17 protein-coding genes are annotated in these 20,408 nt (G+C 75.4%); 5 read left to right on the plus strand and 12 right to left on the minus strand.

Annotation, left to right across the window (positions count from 1 at the left end):
- Positions 1–7: 7 nt before the first annotated feature.
- The 3 genes from fabG to ACZ67M_RS34130 are packed head-to-tail and all read right to left on the minus strand — an operon-like array spanning position 8 to position 4,427.
- Complete coding sequence (gene fabG, locus ACZ67M_RS34120; protein WP_385797613.1) at positions 8–808, minus strand: 3-oxoacyl-ACP reductase FabG; 801 nt, start codon at positions 806–808, stop codon at positions 8–10.
- Positions 805–2,502, minus strand: a complete 1,698-nt coding sequence (locus ACZ67M_RS34125) for an FAD-dependent oxidoreductase (protein WP_469853936.1) — start codon at positions 2,500–2,502, stop codon at positions 805–807. Before ACZ67M_RS34125 ends, fabG begins: the two co-directional genes overlap by 4 nt.
- A complete protein-coding gene (locus ACZ67M_RS34130) occupies positions 2,502–4,427 on the minus strand; it encodes an AMP-binding protein (RefSeq protein WP_469853937.1) in 1,926 nt (641 codons plus the stop codon). The genes ACZ67M_RS34125 and ACZ67M_RS34130 overlap by 1 nt, the downstream gene beginning before the upstream one ends.
- A 130-nt stretch (positions 4,428–4,557) precedes the next feature.
- On the opposite strand from ACZ67M_RS34130, the gene ACZ67M_RS34135 reads away from it, so the two are divergent.
- A complete protein-coding gene (locus ACZ67M_RS34135; protein WP_392016259.1) occupies positions 4,558–5,019 on the plus strand; it encodes a nuclear transport factor 2 family protein in 462 nt (153 codons plus the stop codon).
- Between the two features lie 14 nt (positions 5,020–5,033).
- Positions 5,034–5,492: a nuclear transport factor 2 family protein gene (locus ACZ67M_RS34140; RefSeq protein ID WP_064732213.1), complete on the plus strand. Its 459-nt coding sequence runs from the start codon at positions 5,034–5,036 to the stop codon at positions 5,490–5,492.
- Between the two features lie 86 nt (positions 5,493–5,578).
- Here the strand turns inward: ACZ67M_RS34140 and ACZ67M_RS34145 are convergent, their stop codons facing one another.
- The 7 genes from ACZ67M_RS34145 to ACZ67M_RS34175 all read right to left on the minus strand — a co-directional run bounded on the left by ACZ67M_RS34145 (position 5,579) and on the right by ACZ67M_RS34175 (position 12,310).
- Positions 5,579–6,490: an MBL fold metallo-hydrolase gene (locus ACZ67M_RS34145; protein ID WP_392103233.1), complete on the minus strand. Its 912-nt coding sequence runs from the start codon at positions 6,488–6,490 to the stop codon at positions 5,579–5,581.
- A complete protein-coding gene (locus tag ACZ67M_RS34150; RefSeq protein WP_469853938.1) occupies positions 6,487–7,797 on the minus strand; it encodes an FAD-dependent monooxygenase in 1,311 nt (436 codons plus the stop codon). The genes ACZ67M_RS34145 and ACZ67M_RS34150 overlap by 4 nt, the downstream gene beginning before the upstream one ends.
- 14 nt (positions 7,798–7,811) lie before the next feature.
- Positions 7,812–8,075: an acyl carrier protein gene (locus ACZ67M_RS34155; protein WP_382802462.1), complete on the minus strand. Its 264-nt coding sequence runs from the start codon at positions 8,073–8,075 to the stop codon at positions 7,812–7,814.
- A 75-nt stretch (positions 8,076–8,150) separates the two neighbouring features.
- Positions 8,151–9,407, minus strand: coding sequence for a ketosynthase chain-length factor (locus ACZ67M_RS34160; RefSeq protein ID WP_392016267.1), 1,257 nt, complete (start codon positions 9,405–9,407; stop codon positions 8,151–8,153).
- Positions 9,404–10,666 carry a beta-ketoacyl-[acyl-carrier-protein] synthase family protein gene (locus ACZ67M_RS34165; protein ID WP_469853939.1) on the minus strand — a complete coding sequence of 421 codons (1,263 nt, stop codon included), beginning with the start codon at positions 10,664–10,666 and terminating at the stop codon, positions 9,404–9,406. Before ACZ67M_RS34165 ends, ACZ67M_RS34160 begins: the two co-directional genes overlap by 4 nt.
- Positions 10,667–10,676: 10 nt before the next feature.
- On the minus strand, positions 10,677–11,441 hold the full coding sequence (locus tag ACZ67M_RS34170) for a thioesterase II family protein (RefSeq protein WP_392016273.1): 765 nt from the start codon (positions 11,439–11,441) through the stop codon (positions 10,677–10,679).
- A 47-nt stretch (positions 11,442–11,488) separates the two neighbouring features.
- Entirely contained in the window at positions 11,489–12,310 is an 822-nt protein-coding gene (locus tag ACZ67M_RS34175; RefSeq protein ID WP_064732206.1) for an AfsR/SARP family transcriptional regulator, read from the minus strand.
- A gap of 349 nt (positions 12,311–12,659) precedes the next feature.
- Between ACZ67M_RS34175 and ACZ67M_RS34180 the strand changes: the two genes are divergently transcribed.
- Positions 12,660–13,703 (plus strand): AfsR/SARP family transcriptional regulator, encoded by a 1,044-nt coding sequence (locus ACZ67M_RS34180; RefSeq protein ID WP_469853940.1) that lies wholly within the window; start codon positions 12,660–12,662, stop codon positions 13,701–13,703.
- Between the two features lie 19 nt (positions 13,704–13,722).
- Here ACZ67M_RS34180 and ACZ67M_RS34185 read toward each other — a convergent pair whose 3' ends face one another.
- On the minus strand, positions 13,723–14,742 hold the full coding sequence (locus tag ACZ67M_RS34185) for a 3-oxoacyl-ACP synthase III family protein (RefSeq protein ID WP_361363068.1): 1,020 nt from the start codon (positions 14,740–14,742) through the stop codon (positions 13,723–13,725).
- A 241-nt stretch (positions 14,743–14,983) separates the two neighbouring features.
- Between ACZ67M_RS34185 and ccrA the strand changes: the two genes are divergently transcribed.
- A complete protein-coding gene (ccrA, locus tag ACZ67M_RS34190) occupies positions 14,984–16,336 on the plus strand; it encodes a crotonyl-CoA carboxylase/reductase (protein WP_378808211.1) in 1,353 nt (450 codons plus the stop codon).
- Entirely contained in the window at positions 16,333–18,081 is a 1,749-nt protein-coding gene (locus ACZ67M_RS34195) for a 3-hydroxyacyl-CoA dehydrogenase family protein (RefSeq protein WP_469853941.1), read from the plus strand. The genes ccrA and ACZ67M_RS34195 overlap by 4 nt, the downstream gene beginning before the upstream one ends.
- A 19-nt stretch (positions 18,082–18,100) precedes the next feature.
- Here ACZ67M_RS34195 and ACZ67M_RS34200 read toward each other — a convergent pair whose 3' ends face one another.
- Positions 18,101–20,404 carry a helix-turn-helix transcriptional regulator gene (locus tag ACZ67M_RS34200; RefSeq protein ID WP_469853942.1) on the minus strand — a complete coding sequence of 768 codons (2,304 nt, stop codon included), beginning with the start codon at positions 20,402–20,404 and terminating at the stop codon, positions 18,101–18,103.
- Positions 20,405–20,408 lie beyond the last annotated feature (4 nt).

The following is a 20,408-nucleotide window of genomic DNA, read 5'->3' on the forward strand; positions in this document are numbered from 1 at the left end:
TCGTGTTTCAGAAATTGCCGAGTCCGCCGCAGACGTTGAGCGCCTGCGCGGTGATGGAGGCGGCCGTCTCGGAGGCCAGGTAGGCCACGAGACCGGCCACCTCCTGCGGGGTGGAGTAGCGGCCGAGGGGGATCTTCGCCTCGAACTGCTCCTGCACCGCGTCCTCGGTGGTCTGCCAGGCGGCGGCGTACCCCTGCCGTACGCGGGACGCCATGGGCGTCTCCACGTAGCCGGGACAGACCGCGTTGACCGTGACGCCCGTGGGGGCGAGTTCGCGGCCCAGCGCCTTGGTGAAGCCGACCACCCCGTGCTTGGAGGCGCTGTAGGGGGCGCCGAGCAGGACGCCCTGCTTGCCGGCGGTCGACGCGATGTTGACGATCCGACCGTGCGCGGAGTCGGCCAGGCCGCCGTTGCGCAGGACCTCGCGGGTCACGAGGAACACGCTGTTGAGGTTGGTGTCGATGACGTCGTACCAGAGGTCGTCGGTGAGGTCGGCGGTGACGCCGCCGCCGCTGCGTCCGGCGTTGTTGACGAGGACCGTGACGGGCCCGTACGTGTCCACCGCGGCGCGCACCAGGTCGGCCACCGCGGTGCGGGAGCGCACGTCGGCGGCCCGGCCGTCCACCTCCAGGCCCTCGGCGCGCAGGTCGTCGACGGTCTGCTTGACGTCCGCGTCGGTGCGTGCGCACAGGAAGACGCGGTGCCCGGCGCGGCCCAGTGCGCGGGCCACGGCCAGTCCGATGCCGCTGGTGCCGCCGGTGACGAGGGCGACGGGGGCGACGGGGGCGACGGGGGGCTGTGCGGTCATGTTCGGTCCTCCTTCGAGGGGGAGAGCGGGACGGGGCGCGGGAAGCCCGGTTCGTGCGGCGGCGGCCCGGCGAGCGGGGTGGCCGGCCGCAGCGGGGCCACGGCCTGCTCCAGACCGGTGCGGGTCAGCGTGCGGCCACGGGCGGCGACGTAGCCGTCCGGGCGTACCAGCAGCCAGCAGCCGGCCGGCAGGCCGAGCGCCCGGCGCAGCGCGAAGTCGGGGTCGCCGAGCGGGGCGGGGGCCTCGGCGGGGCCGCCGCCGACGGTCCGGACGGACAGCCACTCGCCGTACTGCACGGCGGCGGTGACGGCCACGCCGGCGGGTCCGTCGCCCGGGCCGGTGCCTCCGGCGGCCAGCAGCAGGGACCAGCGGGTGTCCCGCAGTTCCTCGTGCAGGGCGCGGAAGCCGGGCACGTCCGGGTCGTGGACCGGCGCCGCCGTGACCCGCTCGCCGGGCGCTGGCCCGGTGCCGGTGAGGTGCGGGTGCTGGTCGGGGGTGGTCAGCACGGACCGGGGGTAGCCGATGCGCAGCCCGGACATGCCGCCCAGGACCTTGCGCTGCACGGCCCGTCGCAGGCCCGGCACGTTGCGGACGACGGTGAAGACGACGGGCAGCGCCACCGACGCGAGCAGGTTCTTGAGCTGGACGAGGAAGGTGGCGGTGCGGGTGGAGCCGAGCAGCGCCCTGCCGATGGGGACGCGCTCCTCGCCGTAACTGTCCAGCAGTTCCTTCCCGGCGTGGCCCTGGTCGACCTGGGCGAGCTTCCAGGCCAGGTTGTAGGCCTCCTGGATGCCGGTGTTCATGCCCTGGCCGGAGGCGGGGCTGTGCACGTGCGCGGCGTCCCCGGCGACGAAGACCCGGCCCTCGCGCATCCGCGCGACCATCCGCTGCTGGAAGGTGAAGACGGACGTCCACTCCGGTTCGCCGACCCGCACCGTGCGTCCGAGGCCGGCCGACAGCTTGGCTCCGAATCCCGCGGCGACGTCGTCGGTGGCGCCGGGGCCGGGTGCGGTGTCGAGCAGCCTCCAGTGGCCGTCCCGGGCGTAGGGCACCATCATCAGCGCCTGGCTGCCGGTGTGGGCCCAGTAGATGGTGTCGGGCGGCAGGTCGACGTCCACGGGCGCGTCGGCGAGCATCCAGGTCTCGCTGCTCTCGCCGGCCAGCTCCAGTCCGAGCAGTCTGCGCACGGTGCTGTGGCCGCCGTCGCAGCCGACCAGCCAGGACGTCTCGACGACCTCCTCCCGCCCGTCGCGCGTCAGCCCCAGCACCACCCGGTCCGCGTCCTGCTCGAAGGCGGTCAGCCGGGTGCCCCACTCGACCTCGACGCCGAGCCGGGCCACGGCCCTGCGCAGCTCCTCCTCGGTGTCCGTCTGGGCGACGATCAGCGAGTACGGGTGGGAGGTCGGCATCGTCGAGTAGTCCGCCTCCAGGCGCACCAGGCGCCGGCCGCGCGCGAACATGGTGAAGGCCCGGTTGCGGCGGCCGCGCGCGATCACCGCGTCGGCGACGCCCATCTGCGCGAACGTCTCCAGGGTGCGCGGGTGCGCGGCCACGGCTCTGCTGGTGCGCGCGGGTGCGTCGGCGGCGTCGACCAGGCGCACCGCGATGCCTCTGCGGGCGAGTTCGTGGGCTGCGGTCAGGCCGACGGGGCCGGCGCCGACGACGACGGCCCGGGGCTGCCCGGAGGCGGTCATCAGGCGCTCGCCTCCACCGTCTCGAAGAGCCCGGGCTCGGGCGTGGCGAGCGGACCGAGCTGCTTGACCAGGGCCTGGAACTCCTCGCTGCGCACGGCCTTCTGGTGCGCCTCGGCGTCCTCCCAGACGGCCAGCTCCAGGTAGACGTTGGGGTGCCAGGCGTGCCGCATGACCTGGTGGCTGACGTAGCCGGGCTGGGCGGCCATGTAGGCGGTGAGCCGGCTCTTGACGCCGAGGAAGGTGTCGAGGTCGCCGTGCACGGTCAGTTTGTTGACGAACGTCACCATGGTCTGCTCCTGGAAGAGGTCGAACGGGCCGGACGCGGACCGGACGCCGAACGCGCCGCGCTCGGCGAGCGTCTGGCGCAGGCGGCCGCGGGCCGGCTTTCCGGTGGGTGTGCGCGGTACGGCGGACAGGGCCTCGGCGGCCCGGACGTGTTCGTGGGGCGAGAGCTGCTCGTTGGCGCGCTCGACGACGGAGCGCAGGACGCGGTCGCGGGAGGTCCGCGTGCCCTGCGGGTCGCGCAGCACGACACCGGCCCAGGCCACCCGGCCGTGCTCGGGGTCGCGCAGCCCGGCGACGACGCAGTCGGTGACCCGCGGGTCGCGGGCGAGGACCCGCTCGACGCGGCCGGGCGAGACGATCTCGTTGTCGTACTTGAAGATGTCGTCGACCCGGTCCAGCAGCCGCAGGGCGCCGTCGTCGTCGACCGAGCCGAGGTCGCCCGTGCTGTACCAGCCGTCGGCGCCGAGGTGGGAGCCGGGCCGCTCACCGAGGTAGCCGGCCATCAGCTGCGGGCCCCGGACCTGCACCTCGCCGACGGCTCCGGCCTCGACCGGGCGGCGGTCGGCGAGGTCCACCAGGCGGCACTCGGTCCCGGGTACGGGGGTGCCGACGGTGCCGGGCCGGTGGGGGCGGCCGGGCCGCTGGCAGTGGGTGAGCGGGGAGAGTTCGGCCATGCCGTAGCCCTGCACGACCGGGACGCGGAGCAGTTCGCCGAGGGTGCGCGCGGCCTCGGGCAGCAGCGCCGAGCCGCCGGACAGGACGGCGGTGAGCCGGGACCCGCCGCGTGCGGCGGGCCCGAGGCCGGGCAGCCGTTCGTCGGTGGCGAGCCGGTGCAGACGGGCGGGCAGCCCGTAGTAGTGGGTGGCGCCGGTGCCCGCGGCGACGGCCAGGGACGTCAGCGGGTCGGGGTCCTGGCACAGGACCTGGCAGGCGCCCGCGTCCAGCGCGCTGTTGAGGTGCATGACGTGGTAGAGCGGCAGGTGGTTGAGGGTGACCGAGTCCGGGCCGAGCCCGTGCGCGAGAGCGGTCTGCCGGGCGTTGGCGACGAGGTTGCGGTGGGTGAGCAGGACGCCCTTGGGGCGGCCGGTGGTGCCGGTGGTGAACTGCACGCAGGCGACCGCGTCCGGGTCGGCCCCGCCGGGGCGTCCGAGGGCGGCTTCCGCCGGGCCGTCCAGGGCCTCCTCCAGGGGCAGGCAGTTGGCCGGCACCGCACCGTCGGTGTCGGTGTCGGTGACCACGACGGTGCCGAGGGCGGGCAGGGCGCCGCGCAGGCGGGCCAGCCGTCCGGCGGTGGCCGAGGGCACCAGGGCGAGTTCGGCGCCGGCGGCGGTCAGGACGTGGCGCAGTCCCTCGTCGCCGATCAGCGGGTTGAGCAGGACGACGGTGGCCCCGCCGCGCGCGACGCCGTGGTAGGCGGCGGCGAAGACCGGGTCGAGGACGGAGGCGACGGCCACGCGCGCGCCCGGGCGCCGGCCGGTCGCGCGCCGCACGAACGCGGCGATCCGGTCGGCCAGCGCGTCCAGTTCGCGGAAGGTCCGGGCGCCGTGCCGGGTGCGTACGGCGTATCCCTCGGGATCCCGGACGGCGGCCGAGCGCAGCAGGCCGTCGACCGTCATGTCGGAGTACGCGAGGTTCGGCACGGCTCGTCCTCCAGCGGGTCTCGGGGGGTGCTCACCAGGTTCTGCCGGATCGCTTGAGGAAGGTTCGAAGAGCGCTCGATCCGGGCGGCGGACAGTGGGGCGCATCCGACGGAACGAAAGGCTGGTCCGCATGACCACCGAGACGCCCGACCGCATCGAGGACCTCGCCGGGCCGAGCGGGTTCGGCGACCTGTACGCACGGGTGCAGCGGTTCTACGCGCACCAGATGCAGCTCTTCGACTCGCACGACGCCGACGGCTGGGCCGCCACGTTCACCGAGGACGCCGTCTTCAGCGTGCCGACCCTCGACGAGCCGGTGCGCGGCCGGCCGGGCCTGGTCGCCAACGTGCTCCGCAACCGGCGCCGCCAGGAGGACGGCGGGGAGCAGCACCGGCACTGGATCGGCATGCTCGACGTGCGTACCGGCGCGGACGGAGTGCTGCACACGCGCTGCTACGCGCTGGTCCACGCCACTCCCCGGGGCGGCGATTCGAGGCTGCTGCGGGTGTGTGTGATGGAGGACGAGCTGGTCCGTGACGGCGGCGAGTGGCAGACCCGGCGACGCGTGGTCACCCGGGACGATCTGGCCTGAAGGAGGCTGACGACATGACGGTGCAGACCATCGGCGAAGGGCTTGCCGCCGACGAGGGCGCCCTGTACGCGCGCGTCCAGCAGTTCTACGCGGAACAGGTGGCGCTCCTCGACGACCTGCGGGCGGAGGAGTTCGCGGCGACGTTCACCGAGGACGGCGTCTTCGCGCCCTCGCCCTCGGTGCCGGCGGCGCACGGGCGGGCGGCCATCGCGGCGGCGCTGCTGGCCGCGCACGAGCGGCGGTTCCGCTCGGAGGAGGTGCGCAGGCGGCACTGGTACAACATGCTGCGGGTGTCGGTGCGTCCGGACGGGGCGCTGCACACCCGCTACTACACCCTGGTGGCGGTCACCCGGCCCTGGAATCCGGTGCCGGACATCGGGCCGAGCAGTGTGGTGGAGGACCTGCTGGTGCTGCGGGACGGGGCGCTGCTCACCCGGGAGCGCCGGGTGGTCCCGGACCACCTGTCCTTCTGAACCTGTCCTTCTGAACCTGTCCTTCTGGGGCCTTCTGAACCTGTCCTTGTGAAGGTCCGTGCCTCGGCGGCTCCCGGCGGGCGCGCTCAGGCGCGGCAGGCCGGGAGCCGTCCGTGGTAGCGGGTCATCTCGGCGAACAGCGCGGGGATGTCCAGCGGGTCGCCGGGCCGGCCGCCGAGGGCCTCGTGGAAGGCGCGGTGCAGGTTGGGCACCAGGCGTTCGGCGTCGAGCAGGTCGGCGTACGGGCCGGGCCCCGCCTCCCGGGCGGTCTCCAGCGGGTCGAGTCCTGCGGCCAGACCTTCGGCGGCCAGCCGCTGGAGGCGGCGCAGGTAGTCCTCGTTGACGTCGAGCAGTTCCGGACCGCCCACCGGGCCGTGCCCGGGGACCACGGTGCGCGGACCGAGGGCGCGCAGGGTGTGCAGCGCCTCGATCGACCCGGCGACGGACCCCATCGGGCAGAACGGTGTCACCCCGGACATGACGAGGTCGCCGGTGAACAGCACCCGCTGCTCGGGCAGCCAGACGACGGTGTCGCCGGTGGTGTGCGCGGGCCCGGGGTGCAGCAGTTCGGCGCGCACCGCGCCCGCGTGCACGGTCATGCCGTCGCGGTGGGTGAGCTGCGGCGCCACCACCCGCGGGTCGCCCCAGCACACGTCGGGCCACAGTCCGGTCAGGTGCAGCCCGGCCGCGGTGACGTCGTCCCGGGCCCGTTCGTGGGCGACGATCAGGGCCTCGGGGAAGAGGTGGTTGCCGAAGGTGTGGTCGCCGTGGAAGTGCGTGCTGACCAGCACGCGCGGCGGGCGCGGCACGGTCCGCAGCACCGCCTCGCGCAGCCGCAGGGTCCGGGCCCGGGTCGCGGCGGTGTCCACCAGGACGGATTCGCTCCCGTCGGTGACGAGCCCGGCGTTGCTGAGGCACCATCCGCCGTCCGGCTGGACGTGGGCGTGCACGCCGTCGGCGACCTCGACCAGCCGTCCGGTACCGTCCCGGGCGGTCACCGGCCGGTCCCTGGGCGGGCCGGGGCGGAGTTCGCGGCCGCCGGGGCGGGGGCCGCGAACAGGTCCGTGCGTACGGTGGCCGGGTCGGGACCGTAGGCGATGCGGTGGGTGACGCGCTCGCCGATGCGGGAGCGGGTGACCACGGAGGCGGCCCGGGAGCGCAGCCGGGTGGCGAGCGGACCGCTGCGGCCCAGCAGCGCCTTGGCCTGGATCCGCTGGACGCGGTGCACGCCGGCCGCGGCCGGCCTGCGCCGCCTTTCGTAGGGCAGCAGCCGGTCCCGGCCGGCGTCGCCGGCGCCGACCGCGTCGAGGAGCACGGGGTGGGCGGCGGCCGCGTCCTGGAGGGCGAGGTTGATGCCCTGCGCGCCGATCGGCCCGTGGGTGTGGGCGCTGTCGCCGACCAGCAGCAGTCCGTCGTCCACCCACCGGCCCGCCTGGGCGGCGAACACGTCGAGCAGGGTGAGGTCGGACAGCGAGCGCAGGTGGGTGTGGATCAGGTCGGCGAACCCGGGCAGGGCCTCGGCGAGTTCACGGCGGACGTCCTGGATGCCGCGGACCGCCACCCGGTTCCAGGTGCGGTGCGGCAGCGTCCAGCCGACGCGCAGCCGGTCCGGGTGGGTGTCGTGGACGAGCAGCGCGCCCGTCGCGGTGCGGTGCACCCGGACCACTCCGGTGGCGCGGCCCGGCGCGGGCAGCGTGAACCAGGCCACGTCCTGGTCGAACGCCTCGCGGCGGCCGGCGTCGATGCCCGCCAGCGTCCGGGTGCGGGAGTGGCGGCCGTCGGCACCGACCACGACGTGGGCCCGCACGGTGGCGGTCCCGCCGTCGCGCCGGTGCGCCACCACGCCCGCGATCCGCTCGCGCTCGCGCACCAGCCCGGAGACCCGGTGCCCTTCCAGGAAGGTGAAGCCGGGCAGTTCCCGGCAGGCGGCGAGGAGTTCGTCCAGCAGGTGGCGCTGGGGCAGCGCGAGCAGCCGGTCGTACGGGGCGGGCAGCCGGCGGTAGTCGACGTCGAGCAGCACGCGCTCGTCCTGGAGGACCTGGAAGCCCTCCAGTTCGCGGGCGCCCCGGGCGCGGGCGGCGGACAGCACGCCGAGTTCGTCGAGGACGCACTGTCCGCCGGGCTGGAGTATCTCTCCGTGGAAGTCGCGGTTGAGGCCGGTGGAGCGCTCCACCAGGGCCACCTCGACGCCGGAGCGCAGCAGCATCAGGGTGAGCGCCAGTCCGGCGGGCCCCGCGCCGACCACGCAGACGTCGACGCGGGGGGCGTTGGCGCGGCTCATCTCGGGGACGCGCAGCGAGGCCATGACGGTCCTCCCCTTCAGGCGGCGGCGCGGGCGGACAGCGCCCGGTTGACGAGGTCGAGGTACTGGCGCGGCGTCTCCGCCTCGTCCAGCGCCTCCTCGTCGAGCGTGATGTCGTGGTCGCGCTCGACGATGCCGGTGACCTGGAGCAGGGCGAGCGAGTCGTAGCCCAGGTCGACGAACGGCGTGTCGAGGACGTCGCCGTTCAGGTCGATGCCTTCTCCCTCGCCGGCGCAGGTGCGCAGCAGGGCGGTGAGTTCGGTGAGTTCCAGCCGGTCCACGAGGTGCCTCGCCTTCGTTGGGTCCGTGGGTCGTCCGGGCCGCGGGTGCGATGGCCGCGGCCCCGGGTGTGGTCGTCAGTCGGCGGTGCGCACGACCGTCGCGGCGTTGAAGCCGCCCCGGCCGCGGGCCAGGACGAGCGCGGTACGCAGCCGCGCCGGGCGGGCCCGGCCCGTCACCAGGTCCACCGGGCAGTCCTCGGCGACGTCCGTCGTGCCCGCGGTCGGCGGGATCACCTGGTCGCGCAGGGCGAGCAGGGCCGCCGCCAGGTCCACCGCCGAGCCGCCCGACAGCAGCCGCCCGGTCATCGCCTTGGGTGCGGTGACGGGCACGCCGAAGGGCCCGAACAAGGTGGTCAGCGCCTCTGCCTCGGCCCGGTCGGCGGCCCGGTCGCCGGCCGCGTCGGCGAACACGACGTCCACGTCCGCGGGGGTGATCTCCGCGTCGGCCAGGGCGAGTTCGGCGGCGGCGAGCAGCCGGGGGCGGCCGGCGCCCGGGGCGGGGTCGAAGGTGGCCGCGCAGCCCGCGACGAGACCGAGGACGCGGGCCCCGCGGGCGCGCGCGGCGTCGCCGTCCTCGACGACGAACAGCGCTCCGCCCTCGCCGACGACGTGGCCGTTCGCGTCGGCGTCGAAGGGCAGGTAGGCCCGGTCGGGGTCGTGGGCGGTGCTCATCCCGCCGGCGGCCAGGTGGGCGGTCCAGCCCCAGGGGCACAGGGTGGAGTCGACGCCGCCGGTCACCACGGCCTGGACGCCCCGGCGCAGGTGCCGGCGGGCCTGGGCGACGGCGTCGAGGCCGCCGGCCTGTTCGGAGACGACGACTCCGCTGGGTCCGCGCAGCCCGTGCCGGATGGAGATCTGGCCGGAGTTGGCCGCGTAGAACCAGGCGAACGACTGGTAGGCGCCGACGTGCCGGCTGCCCCGGCTCCACAGGGCCTGGAGCTCCCGCTGGCCGAACTCGAATCCGCCGGCCGCGTTCGCGGTGACCACGCCGACGGCGTAGTCGGGCAGGCGTTCGGGGTCCAGCTCCGCCGTGCCGAGGGCTTCGGCGGCGGCGGCGAGGGCGAGCCGGGTGACGCGGTCGGTCTGCGGCAGCAGCCGTCCGGACACGTGCTCCTCGTCGGCGAACCCGGCGACCTCGCCGGCCAGCCGGGCGGGCGAGCCGGACGCGTCGAAGCGGGTGACCGGGCCGATGGCGCTCCGGCCGCGCAGGGCGGACGCCCACCAGGCTTCGGTGCCGACGCCGCCGGGCGCCACGACGCCGATGCCGGTGACGGCGGCCGTCACGTCGCGGGCGCCGATCAGTCCGCGTTCCCGTCCGGCGAGGGCGGTCATGCGGCCACCTCCGCTCGCCCGGCGGTCAGGACCATCGCGCTCTGGAAGCCGCCGAAGCCGCTGCCGACGCTGAGCACGGTGTCGGTGCGCTGTTCCCGGGCCGTGAGCGGCGTGTAGTCGAGGTCGCAGTCGGGGTCCGGCTCGTGCAGGTTGGCGGTGGGCGGCACGGTGTCGTGCTTGATGGCCAGGGCGCAGGCGGCGATCTCCAGGGAGCCGATCGCGCCGAGCGAGTGCCCGATCATCGACTTGATGGAGCTGACCGGGATCCGCCGGGCGTGCTCGCCCAGGCCGCGTTTGAAGGCGGCCGTCTCGTGCTTGTCGTTCTGCTTGGTGCCGGAGCCGTGCGCGTTGACGTAGTCGACGTCCTCGGGGTTCACCCGTGCCTCCAGCAGCGCGACGCGGATGGCCTCCGCCATCTCGGTGCCGTCCAGGCGCAGTCCGGTCATGTGGTAGGCGTTGGAGCGGCCGGCGAACCCGGCGATCTCGGCGTACACGGGCGCGCCGCGCCGCCGGGCGTGGCCGTACTCCTCCAGCACGAGCATGGCGCAGCCCTCGCCGAGGACGAAGCCGTTGCGGGTGCGGTCGAAGGGGCGTGAGGCGGTCCCGGGTTCGTCGTTGCGGGCCGAGGTGGCGCGGATGGCGTCGAAGGAGGCCAGGGTGATGGGCGTGATCGGCGCCTCGGAGGCGCCCGCGACCATCACGTCGGCGCTGCCCTCGCGGATGAGTTCGGCGGCGTGGCCGAGCGCGTCGAGGCCGGAGGTGCAGCCGGTGGAGACGACGGCGACCGGTCCGAGCGCACCGGTGTCCCGGGCGACCTCGGCGGCCAGGGAGCTGGGCACCAGGTAGTCACCGAGCCGTGCCTCGGCCCGGGTGTGGTCCAGTTGCCAGCCGGCGCCGTGCTCGCTGACGTGCGCGTAGATCTCGTCGAGGCCGGTGCTGCACCCGACGGCGCTGCCCAGGACCACGCCGGTGCGTTCGGCGGCGGCGTTGTCCAGGCCGCTGTCGGCGACCGCTTCGCGGGCGGCGACCAGCCCGAACTGGGCGGCCCGGTCGAGGCGTCGGGCCTCTTCGGCGGTGAAGCCGTGCCGGGTCGGATCGAAGTCGGCCTCGGCCGCGATCCGGGAGCGGAACCCCGAGGCGTCGAAGAAGGTGATGGGGCGGGTGGCGGTGCGTCCCTCGGTCAGCAGGGACCAGAACGCGGTGGTGCCCACACCGCCGGGCGCGACCACTCCGATCCCGGTGATGGCGACTCGTCTCATCGGCTGTCCCTCACGCTCGTCCTCCGGTGGTCGACAGTGCGGGCCGCGCCGCCGTCCGGCGGACGACGCGGCAGGCCCGCCCGAGCAGCCGGGGCAGTGCGCGCCCCCGTACGAAGAAGTGGTCCCCGGGCAGGGTGCGGGTGACCGTGCGTCCCGCCGTCCAGCGGTGCCAGCCGGCCATCACCGGCAGTGGGGCCAGCGGATCGTCCACGCCCGCGACGGCCAGCACCGGCACCCGGAACGGGCCGCCGGCCACCGGGTGGCGGGCGGCGGCGCGCAGGGCGTCGGCGAGGACCAGGTCGTCGCGCAGCACCGGCAGCACCTTGCGCTCCCACAGGTCGCCGGGGACGGTGTCCGGCGGGCCGGCGCCCAGGGTGTCGAGCAGGTTCCGCAGCCGCCTTTCGGGCTCCCGGCAGGCGTCGGAGAGCACGGAAGCGGCGTCGGGGGGCGGGCAGGCGCCCACGGCGAGCAGCGCGGGGGTGGGCAGGCCGGCCTCGTGCAGCGCCCTGGCGAGGGTGTAGGCGACCAGCGCGCCGAGGCTGTGGCCGTAGAGCACGTACGGCACGGTGGGCGCGCGGAAGCCGTCGAGCAGGTCGGCGAGCAGCGTCTCGCGTGCGGTCACCCGGGGTTCGCGCCGCCGGCCTTCGCGGCCCGGCAGCAGATGGGGCACGGGCAGGGCGCCGGTGCCCAGGTCGGCACTCCAGCCGTGGAAGGCGGAGATGCCGGCCCCGGCGTGGGCGAAGCAGTGCAGGGGCACCGGCGGTGCGTCGGACACGGAGCGTCCCTCCCTCCCGCCGCGGCCTTCTCGGACCGCGTGCGGCTTCAGGCCGCGTACAGGTTGAAGGTGGAGGTGCGGCGCGGTCCGCACGCCACGTCGAGAGCCGGGTCGACGGTGAGCATCGCCTGGTGCAGCCGCTGGAGCTGCGGTGACGGCTCCACGCCCAGTTCCTCGATCAGCCGGCCGCGCAGCCGGCGGTAGACGTCCAGCGCGGTGGCCTGCCGGCCCGAGCGGTACAGCGCGACCATCGCCTGCGAGTGCAGCCCCTCGTGCTGCGGGTGACGGGCGATCAGGTCGGTGAGTTCGGCGATCAGCTCGGCGTGCCGGCCGAGTCGGAGGTCGACGTCGATGCGCCGCTCCACGGTGCCGAGCCGGCTCTCCTCCAGCCGCATGACCTCGATCTCCAGGATCGGTCCGACCCGGACGTCGACCAGGGCCGGGCCCTGCCACAGGGCGAGGGCGTCCCGGAAGAGGTCCGCGGCCTGTTCGTCGCGGGCCTCCTCGAAGGCGGCCTGGCCGGCCGTCACCAGCTGCTCGTAGCGGTGGACGTCGACGCTCTCCGGCGGGACCTGGAGCAGGTAGCCGCCGTGTCGGGTGGCGAGCACCTCCTTGGCCCGGCCCGGGGCGTCGGGCCCCATCGCCGTGCCGAGGCGGCGGCGCAGCTGGAGTATGTACGTCTGCATGGTCGTCATGGCGCTCTGCGGCATGTTGGTGCCCCAGATCTCCTCCATGAGCGTGGGCACGGGCATGACCCGGCCCGGATAGAACGCGAGCAGGGCGAGGATCTGCCTCGGCTTGCCCGCGGTCGGAACGATCGAGACCCCGTTGACGTCGGCGCGCAACGGACCCAGAACCTGAATCTCCATGGTTTCCTCCCCGTACCGGTCCAAGTGGTCGAGGCCCCTCGGTGGCTCAAAGCCGTCGGCCGTGAAGCAAGCTAGCCCCACCCGTGCCGTGTCTCCCGGGATCTCGACCGGCGTTCGAGCGACTCTCCACAGACCGGCTTTCGCCCTGTCGCCACACCGCTCGAGAACGCTTGTACGAGCGCTGGAAGGGGGCTCGCGGACCGGCCCGCCGGCGTCGTGCGGCGGCTACCGTCCGAAGGGACCGTACCTTCGCCCCCGACCGCCACCGGACCGGATGACGACCCTCCGATTCCCGGCCCGGTCACCGACGACGCCGTCCACCGACCCGCCGACCGACGAGGGAGCTCTCATGGAACACCCAACGGACGGTGCCCCGCACGGCGCGACGGGCGGGTCCGGCACCGCGGGCCCGCTGTCGCCCGAGGCCTTCGGGGAGACGGAGTTCCGGCTGCTGGGGCCGGTCGGGCTGCACGACGGCGCGACGGGAGCGGACGTCGTGCCCTCGGGCCCCAAGCAGCGTGCCCTCCTGTCGGCGCTCGTCCTGCACGCCGGCCGCCTGCTCTCCGCCGACCGGCTCACCGAGGAACTCTGGGGCGACCGGCCGCCGACGAACGCCTCGAACGCGTTGCAGGCCCATGTGGCCCGGCTGCGGCGGCTGCTTCCCGTGCCGGGCGGGGGTTCGCGGGGCCACGAGTGGATCAGCACGCTGCCGACCGGCTACCTGCTCAGCCTCGGCTCCGCCACCACCGACGTCGAGCGCTTCCAGCGGCTGTCCGCGCTGGGCCGGGCCGCGGTGTCGGCCGACCCCGCGTACGCGGTCCGGCTGCTGCGGCACGCCCTGTCCCTGTGGCGCGGTCCCGCCCTCCAGGACAGCCGGCTCGGTCCCCTGTGCGCGAGCGAGGCGGACCGGCTGGAGGAACACCGGCTGACGGCGCTGGAGTCGCTCTACGAGGCCAGCCTGGGCTGCGCCCAGCACGGCCAGATCACCGGGGAACTGGAGAAGCTGACGGTCGACCACCCGCTGCACGAGCGGTTCTACGACCTGCTGATGGTCGCCCTGTACCGCGGTGGCCGCCAGGCCGAGGCCCTCGGGGTCTACGAACGGGCCCGCCGGCGGCTGGTGGAGGCGCTCGGCATCGAGCCGGGGCCGGCGCTGCGCGCCCGCCTGGAGGCGGTCCTCAACCACGCCCCCGACCTGTCCGCCCCGCCCCACCCGCACCCCGGGGGCGGGCCCGCGACCCTGTCGGAGGCCCTTGAGCTGGGAGGCGAGGTCGCCCGCCTGCAACGGCGCATCGACGAACTGACGCGCTCCCAGGAGGCTCTCGTGCGCCGCTACGACACGATGGTGGCGCGGCTGGCCGGAGGGCCGTCGGTCCAGCGGGTCGCCCCCTGACCGTCCCGGGCGCGGCGGCTCAACGCCCCCAGCGCAGCAGCACGGTGCCCAGCGTCATCCCGCCGCCGAAACCCGCCAGCAGGACCAGTTCGCCGTCGCGCGGCGCCCCTTGGCGGCGCGCGTGGTCGAGGGCGAGCGGGATCGAGGCGGCGCCGGTGTTCCCGTGGCGGTCCACCGGGAGGTGCACGCGGGCCGCGGTCAGCCCGAGGCTGCCGACGATGCCGCGCAGCATCTCCCCGTTGGCCTGGTGCGGCACGAAGTGGTCGACGTCGGCGGCCGCCACGCCGAACTCCGCCAGGGTGCCGGACACCGCGCCCGGCAGTTCCCGCTCGACGAACTCCCGCACCTCGCGGCCCCGCATCCGGAAGTGATGGTCGCCGCCGGCCACGGTCTTCTCCGACGCCGGCTGCCTGCTGCCGCCCGCGTGGACGCCGATCAGCCCGTGCAGCGCACCGTCGGTGCGCATGCCCGTACCGAGGAAGCCCCGCCCCTCGCGCACCGGCCCGATCACCACCGCTCCCGCGCCGTCGCCGAACAGGGGCGCGGTCCTGCGGTCGGTGCGGTCGATGATCCGCGAGTACACCTCGGTGCCGACGACCAGGGCAAGCCGGCGCCCGCCCGCGTCCCCTTCGGCGGCGAGCAGCCGCGCTCCGGTGTGCAGGGCGGCCACGAAGCCGGCGCACACGGCGTTGACGTCGAAGGCTGCCGCGCGGTGGGCGCCCAGCCGGTGCTGGAGGAGGGACGCGGTGGCCGGCTGCGGGTGGTCCGGCGTCGATGTCGCCACGATGATCCAGGCGAGGTCCTCCGGCCGCGCCCCGGCGTCGGCGAGGGCCCGGGCGGCCGCCTCGGCCGCGAGGTCGGACGCCGCCTCGTCGTCGGCGGCGTAGCGGCGCTCGACGATGCCGGTGCGGCGCTCGATCCACTCGGCGCTCACCGAGGCCGCCGCGCCGACGGTCTCGTTGTCCACCACCCGCTCCGGCAGGTGGGAGCCGGTGCCCAGGATGCCGAGTCCGCCCAGGGCGGGCGCGTAGACGGTCACGGCGCCACCCGGTTCACGTGCGGGTCGCGCCGGCGGGGTGCTGCGGTCATGGGCTCTCCTCGGGCCGGACGGCGCGAACCAGCATGCGCGCCGGCGGGACCCCTGGGCCTCCCCAGTCCTCCCCCTGTACCGGACGGGGCGGAAACCGGGGGTGGACTGGGGTGCCCGGGGGGCCGCCGGGTGCTCCACGCTGCTGTCCGACGTGCCGTTGCGCAGCGTGGCGAGAGGACCGGGAACTCACGTGGACGAGATCATCAATGCCGTCTCATGCGGCGACGCCTCGTCGGAGGACTTCGGAGGGCTGCGGCTGCCCGACTCCTACCGGGGCGCCGTGGTGCGCCGGGAGGACGTGGCGATGTTCGAGGGCATCGCCTCCAGGGACAAGGACCCGCGCAAGTCGCTCCAGATCCAGGACGTGCCGGTGCCGCTGCCGGGGCCCGGCGAGGCGCTGGTGGCGGTGATGGCGTCGTCGGTGAACTACAACACCGTCTGGTCGTCGATCTTCGAGCCACTGCCGACCTTCGGGTTCCTGGAGCGCTACGCCCGGCTCTCGCCGCACGCCGCCCGCCACGACCAGCCGTACCACGTGCTCGGCTCCGACCTGGGCGGGGTCGTGCTGCGCACCGGTCCGGGCGTGAACCGGTGGCGGCCGGGCGACCGGGTCGTGGCGCACTGCCTGTCGGTGGAGCTGGAGTCGGCCGACGGTCACGACGACACGATGCTCGACCCCGAGCAGCGCATCTGGGGCTTCGAGACCAACTTCGGCGGTCTGGCCGAGCTGGCCCTGGTCAAGTCCAACCAGCTGATGCCCAAGCCCGCCCACCTGACCTGGGAGGAGGCGGCCGCCCCGGGCCTGGTCAACTCCACCGCGTACCGGCAGCTCGTCTCCCGCAACGGCGCCGGCATGAAGCAGGGCGACAACGTGCTGATCTGGGGCGCGAGCGGCGGACTCGGTTCCTACGCGACCCAGTTGGCCCTGGCCGGCGGCGCCAACCCGGTCTGCGTCGTCTCCAGCGAGCAGAAGGCGGAGATCTGCCGGGCGATGGGCGCCGAGGCGGTCATCGACCGCGACGCCGAGGGCTACCGGTTCTGGAAGGACGAGCAGACGCAGGACCCCGGGGAGTGGAAGCGCTTCGGCAAGCGCATCCGCGAACTCACCGGCGGCGAGGACGTGGACATCGTCTTCGAGCACCCGGGCCGCGAGACCTTCGGAGCCTCGGTGTACGTCACCCGCAAGGGCGGCACCGTCGTCACCTGCGCGTCGACCTCCGGCTTCCGGCACGAGTACGACAACCGCTACCTGTGGATGTCCCTCAAGCGCATCGTCGGCTCGCACTTCGCCAACTACCGGGAGGCCTGGGAGGCCAACCGGCTGGTCGTCAAGGGGAAGATCCACCCGACGCTGTCCAGGGTGTACCCGCTGGAGGAGACCGGGCAGGCGGCCTACGACGTCCACCGCAACCTCCACCAGGGCAAGGTCGGCGTGCTGTGCCTGGCGCCCGAGGAGGGCCTCGGTGTCACCGACCACGACCTGCGCGCCCGGCACCTCGGCGCCATCAACCGCTTCCGTGAAGGGCAGGCTCCGACCCCATGACCCAGCAGACCCCGGACACCTCCGCCGCACCGATCGGCGTCGTCGGCCTCGGCTCCGTGGGCGAGGCGCTGTTGCTCCTGCTGCACGCGGCGGGCCACGCCGTCGTCGGTGTGGACACCGACCCCGACGTCCTCGCCCGGGTCGGCACCCGCGCCAAGGGCTCGCCCGCACCCGACGGAACGCCCGAGCCGGTCCTCACGGACGACCCGGCGCGGCTGCGCGGTGTCCGGCTGGCCGTCGAGGCGGTCCCCGAGGACGGGGCCGTGAAGACCGGGGTGCTGCGCCGCGTCACGGAGGTCTGCCCGCCCGGCACCCCTCTGCTGACCACCACGGCGGCCCTGTCCGTCGCCCGGCTGGCCATCGCCTCCGGGCGTCCCGCCGACGTCGCCGGGCTGCGCCTGTTCACCCCGCCCGCGCCGGGCGGCCCCGCGGAAGCGGTGCCGACGAGTCTGACCTCCGAGGAGACCACCGCCGCGGCGCGCGAGCTGGTGGCGTCCGCGGGCCTCACCGAGGTCGAGGTCGGCGCGGGTCCCGCCGCCGACGCCAGGGCCCTGGTGCTCGGCCTGCTGAACCGCGCGGTCGCCCTGTGCGCCGAGGGCTACGCCTCCCACGAGGACGTCGACACCGCCATGCGCCTGGGCTGCGGGCTGCCGGCCGGTCCGCTCCAGACGCTGGACCGCATCGGACTCGACACCGCGCACGCCGCCCTGACGGAACTGTGGCGGCGCACCGGCGACACGGCCTTCGAACCGGCGCCGCTGCTCGGCCGGATGGTCGCCGACGGGCGCCTGGGCCGCAAGAGCGGCGGCGGGTTCTACGCGTACGACGAGACTTGCGCCCCCGTCCGTGAGCGGGGCGACGCGCCGGACGAGACCGGCGCCCGCACCGTGCGCCGGGTCGGGGTGCTGGGCTCCGGCGCCATGGCCCGGGGCATCGCCGAGGTCACGGTCCTCGCCGGCCACCCCACCGTCCTGGTCGCCCGCGGCGCGGCGCAGGCGGAGGCCGCCCTGGCGTCCGTCGCCGACTCGCTCACCCGGGGCGTACGCCGCGGCAGGGTCACGCCGGCCCAGCGGCAGGCCGCCCTGGACCGGCTCGACGCCACCACCGGCCTCGACGCGTTCGCCGGCTGCGACCTGGTGATCGAGGCGGTCGCCGAGGACCCGGACGTCAAGCGGGAGATGTTCGCGGCGCTGGGCGAGGCCTGCGATCCCGGCACGGTGCTGACGACCACGACGTCCAGTCTGTCGGTGGCCGCGTGCGCCGAGGCGTCCGGCCGGCCCGCCGACGTCGTCGGGCTGCACTTCTTCAACCCGGCGCCGGTGATGCGGCTGGTGGAGCTGGCGCACGCGCCCGGCACGGACCCCGGCGTGCTCGCCACCGCCCGCGCCTTCTGCGGCGGGCTCGGCAAGACGGTGGTGGAGTGTCCCGACCGCACCGGCTTCATCGTGAACAGCCTGCTCTTCCCCTACCTCGGGGCCGCCCTGGCGCTGCTCGACCGCCCGGGCGCGGACGACCGCGTCGTCGAACTCACCGACGCCGCCGTGGAGCGCGGCTTCGGCTACCCCATGGGCCCGTTCGCGCTGCTGGACACCATCGGCCTGGACGTCTCCCTGGCTATCCAGCACCGCCTGTTCGACCACTTCGAGACGCCGGACCACCAGCCCTCGGACGCCCTCGCGGAACTCGTGTCGGCCGGGCTGCTGGGCCGCAAGAACCGCCGGGGCCTGCGCACCACCGCCCGCTGACCGGGCCGGGGCCCCGCCGTCAGACGGGTTCCGGGCGGAGGTCTCCCGGTCCGGCGGGACGGGTGCCGACCAACCGCACTAGGTCGCCCCGCGAACTCACCCGCAGTTTCCGGTAGATGTGCGTGAGGTGCTGCTCGACGGTGCTGGTCGTGACGTACAGGCGGGCGGCGATGGCCCGGTTCGTGCAGCCGGCCGCGGCGAGCGTCGCCACGCGCCGCTCGGCCCGGGTGAGCACCGCGACGGGGTCTCCGTCCGGGATGTGGCCCAGGCGGCGCAGCGCCTCGTTCGCCGGGGTCCGCCAGTCGAGTCCGCCGCGGGCCGGCTCGCCCCATTCGGCGAGCAGGTCGCGGCAGGCGTGGAAGTCGGCGAGCGCGGACCGCGCCCGTCCCGCCGCCAGCAGGTGGCCGCCCCTGGCCAGCAGGTAGTGCACTCCGGCCCGGGTGCGGAACAGGGCGTCGGGCACCGGCACGCGCAGCAGCCGCGCCGCCTCGTCGTGCGCCCGCAGCGCGGTCGCCGCCCGCACGCCCGCCGCCAGCGGCATGCCCACGGCCACTCCCCAGGCGGCGGGCGTCATCAGGGCGAGTGCCCGTGAAGCGTGGGCCGCCCCGGTGCCGTAGGAGCCCGTGCGCACGTGCAGTACGGCCGCCACGGCCGCCGCCACCGCCTGCCGGGCCACCGTGGCCCCGGCCGGTTCCGCGCCGTCGGTCAGCTCGCGCCACCGCGCGGCCCGCTCCGTCTCTCCGGCGTACGACAGGGCGACGAGCAGCGCCGGCACGGAGGGCGGGGGCGCGAGTGCGTGGACCACCGACACCAGCACCCGTTCGACGGCGTCGGGTTCGGGTGCGGTGCCGTCCCGGCCGGCCCCGGGGTAGAGGTGGTCGAGCGCGGTCCGCACCTCCCGGGCCCGTGGGCCGTCCCCGGCGTCGGCCGCGTCCCGGGCCACCGTCTCGTACCGGCCGTGCCACAGCAGCAGGGCCGCACCCTCCGTCCACCACCCGTCGTGCGGGTCGCGGGAGGCGAGGTCGCGTTCGAGGGCGGTCAGATGGCGGATCACGGACGCCGGGTCGCTCTCCCACTCGGCGCGCGCCAGCGTGGTCAGCATGCCGTCGGGGCGCTGCCCGCCGTCGGGCAGCCGGTGGGCGGTGCGCAGGAACTCGGCGGCACGGCGCGCCTGTCCGGCGGGCATCGCGTGCCGGGCCGCCTCCGCGAGCACCGGGACGGCCCAGACGGGGGTGTCGCCGGCTGCGCCGTCGGTGGCCCGGGCGGCCTCGGCGGATACGAGGTGGGCGGCGACGGCGGACGGTTCGGCGCCGTGGTCGTGGAGTACGCCGGCCGCGCGGGCGTGCAGCCGGGCGCTCTCCTCGGCGGTGAGCGACTCCAGCACGGCCGCGGTCACCCCTCGGTGGCGCAGCCGGCCCGCGTCGAGCAGTCCGGTCGCCTCCAGCGCGGCCAGCCGCGGGACCACGGCCCGTTCGGGCAGGCCCAGGAACCGGGCGAGCAGTGTCAGGGTCACCTGGTCGGCGAGTACGGCCAGGGCCTGCGCGGTGCGTCTCACGGGGTCCTCGGCGCCGCGCAGGCAGTCGGCGACGGCTCGCCGGAAGGCGGTACCGGCGATGGGCCGGGCCGGGCGCACCGGTCCGCAGTCCCGGTGGTCGGCCAGCAGCGCGTGCAGCAGCCGCGGGTTGCCGCCGGTGAAGCGGTGCCAGTCGGGGGCCAGCCGCCGGGCCGTCGCCGCGTCCATGGCCGCCGGGGCCGCGCGCAGGAAGGCGGCTGCCTCGTCCTCGGAGAGGGTGCGCAACGGCAGGGGGACGCAGCGCGGGTGGCCGAGCACTTCGGCCAGCGGCAGCGAGGGTGCCGTCTGCGGCCGTCCGGCCAGCACCATCAGGACGCCGGTGGCGGCGAGCCGCCCGCACACGTAGAGCAGGCAGCGGGCGGACTGCTCGTCGGTGTGGTGGACGTCGTCCACGGTCACGACCAGGGGCCGTCGCCCGCCGAGCGCGCGCAGCGCCTCGTACAGCGCCTCGGGCCTGGCCTCGGTGCCGGTCTCGCCGGACGCGGTGCCCGGTCCGGCGGCGCCGCTGAGGAGCTGGCCCACCACGCCGAGCGGCAGGTCCGACTCGGCCTCGGTGGCACAGGCGCCGAGCACCGTGGCGCCGGCGTCGGCGGCCGACGTGGCGAGCGCCCGCAGCACGGCGCTCTTGCCGGTGCCGGGGCTGCCGGTGAGCGCCGCGACGCTCCCCCGCCCCTGCCGGGCGTCGGCCAGCAGGCCCTCCAGGAGCCGGAGCGGGTCCTGTCGTCCGATCAGTCCTTCCGCCGTACCCATGCGT

The organism is Streptomyces sp. NPDC107500 (genome assembly GCF_055582785.1).

Coding starts and splice junctions, on each gene's coding strand:
- ACZ67M_RS34175 (WP_064732206.1), bottom strand. CDS start 12,310: ATGGAGATTCAGGTTCTGGGTCCGTTGCGCGCCGACGTCAACGGGGTC.
- ACZ67M_RS34135 (WP_392016259.1), top strand. CDS start 4,558: ATGACCACCGAGACGCCCGACCGCATCGAGGACCTCGCCGGGCCGAGC.
- ACZ67M_RS34125 (WP_469853936.1), bottom strand. CDS start 2,502: ATGACCGCCTCCGGGCAGCCCCGGGCCGTCGTCGTCGGCGCCGGCCCC.
- ACZ67M_RS34150 (WP_469853938.1), bottom strand. CDS start 7,797: ATGGCCTCGCTGCGCGTCCCCGAGATGAGCCGCGCCAACGCCCCCCGC.
- ACZ67M_RS34140 (WP_064732213.1), top strand. CDS start 5,034: ATGACGGTGCAGACCATCGGCGAAGGGCTTGCCGCCGACGAGGGCGCC.
- ACZ67M_RS34180 (WP_469853940.1), top strand. CDS start 12,660: ATGGAACACCCAACGGACGGTGCCCCGCACGGCGCGACGGGCGGGTCC.
- fabG (WP_385797613.1), bottom strand. CDS start 808: ATGACCGCACAGCCCCCCGTCGCCCCCGTCGCCCCCGTCGCCCTCGTC.
- ACZ67M_RS34195 (WP_469853941.1), top strand. CDS start 16,333: ATGACCCAGCAGACCCCGGACACCTCCGCCGCACCGATCGGCGTCGTC.
- ACZ67M_RS34165 (WP_469853939.1), bottom strand. CDS start 10,666: ATGAGACGAGTCGCCATCACCGGGATCGGAGTGGTCGCGCCCGGCGGT.
- ACZ67M_RS34200 (WP_469853942.1), bottom strand. CDS start 20,404: ATGGGTACGGCGGAAGGACTGATCGGACGACAGGACCCGCTCCGGCTC.
- ACZ67M_RS34160 (WP_392016267.1), bottom strand. CDS start 9,407: ATGACCGCCCTCGCCGGACGGGAACGCGGACTGATCGGCGCCCGCGAC.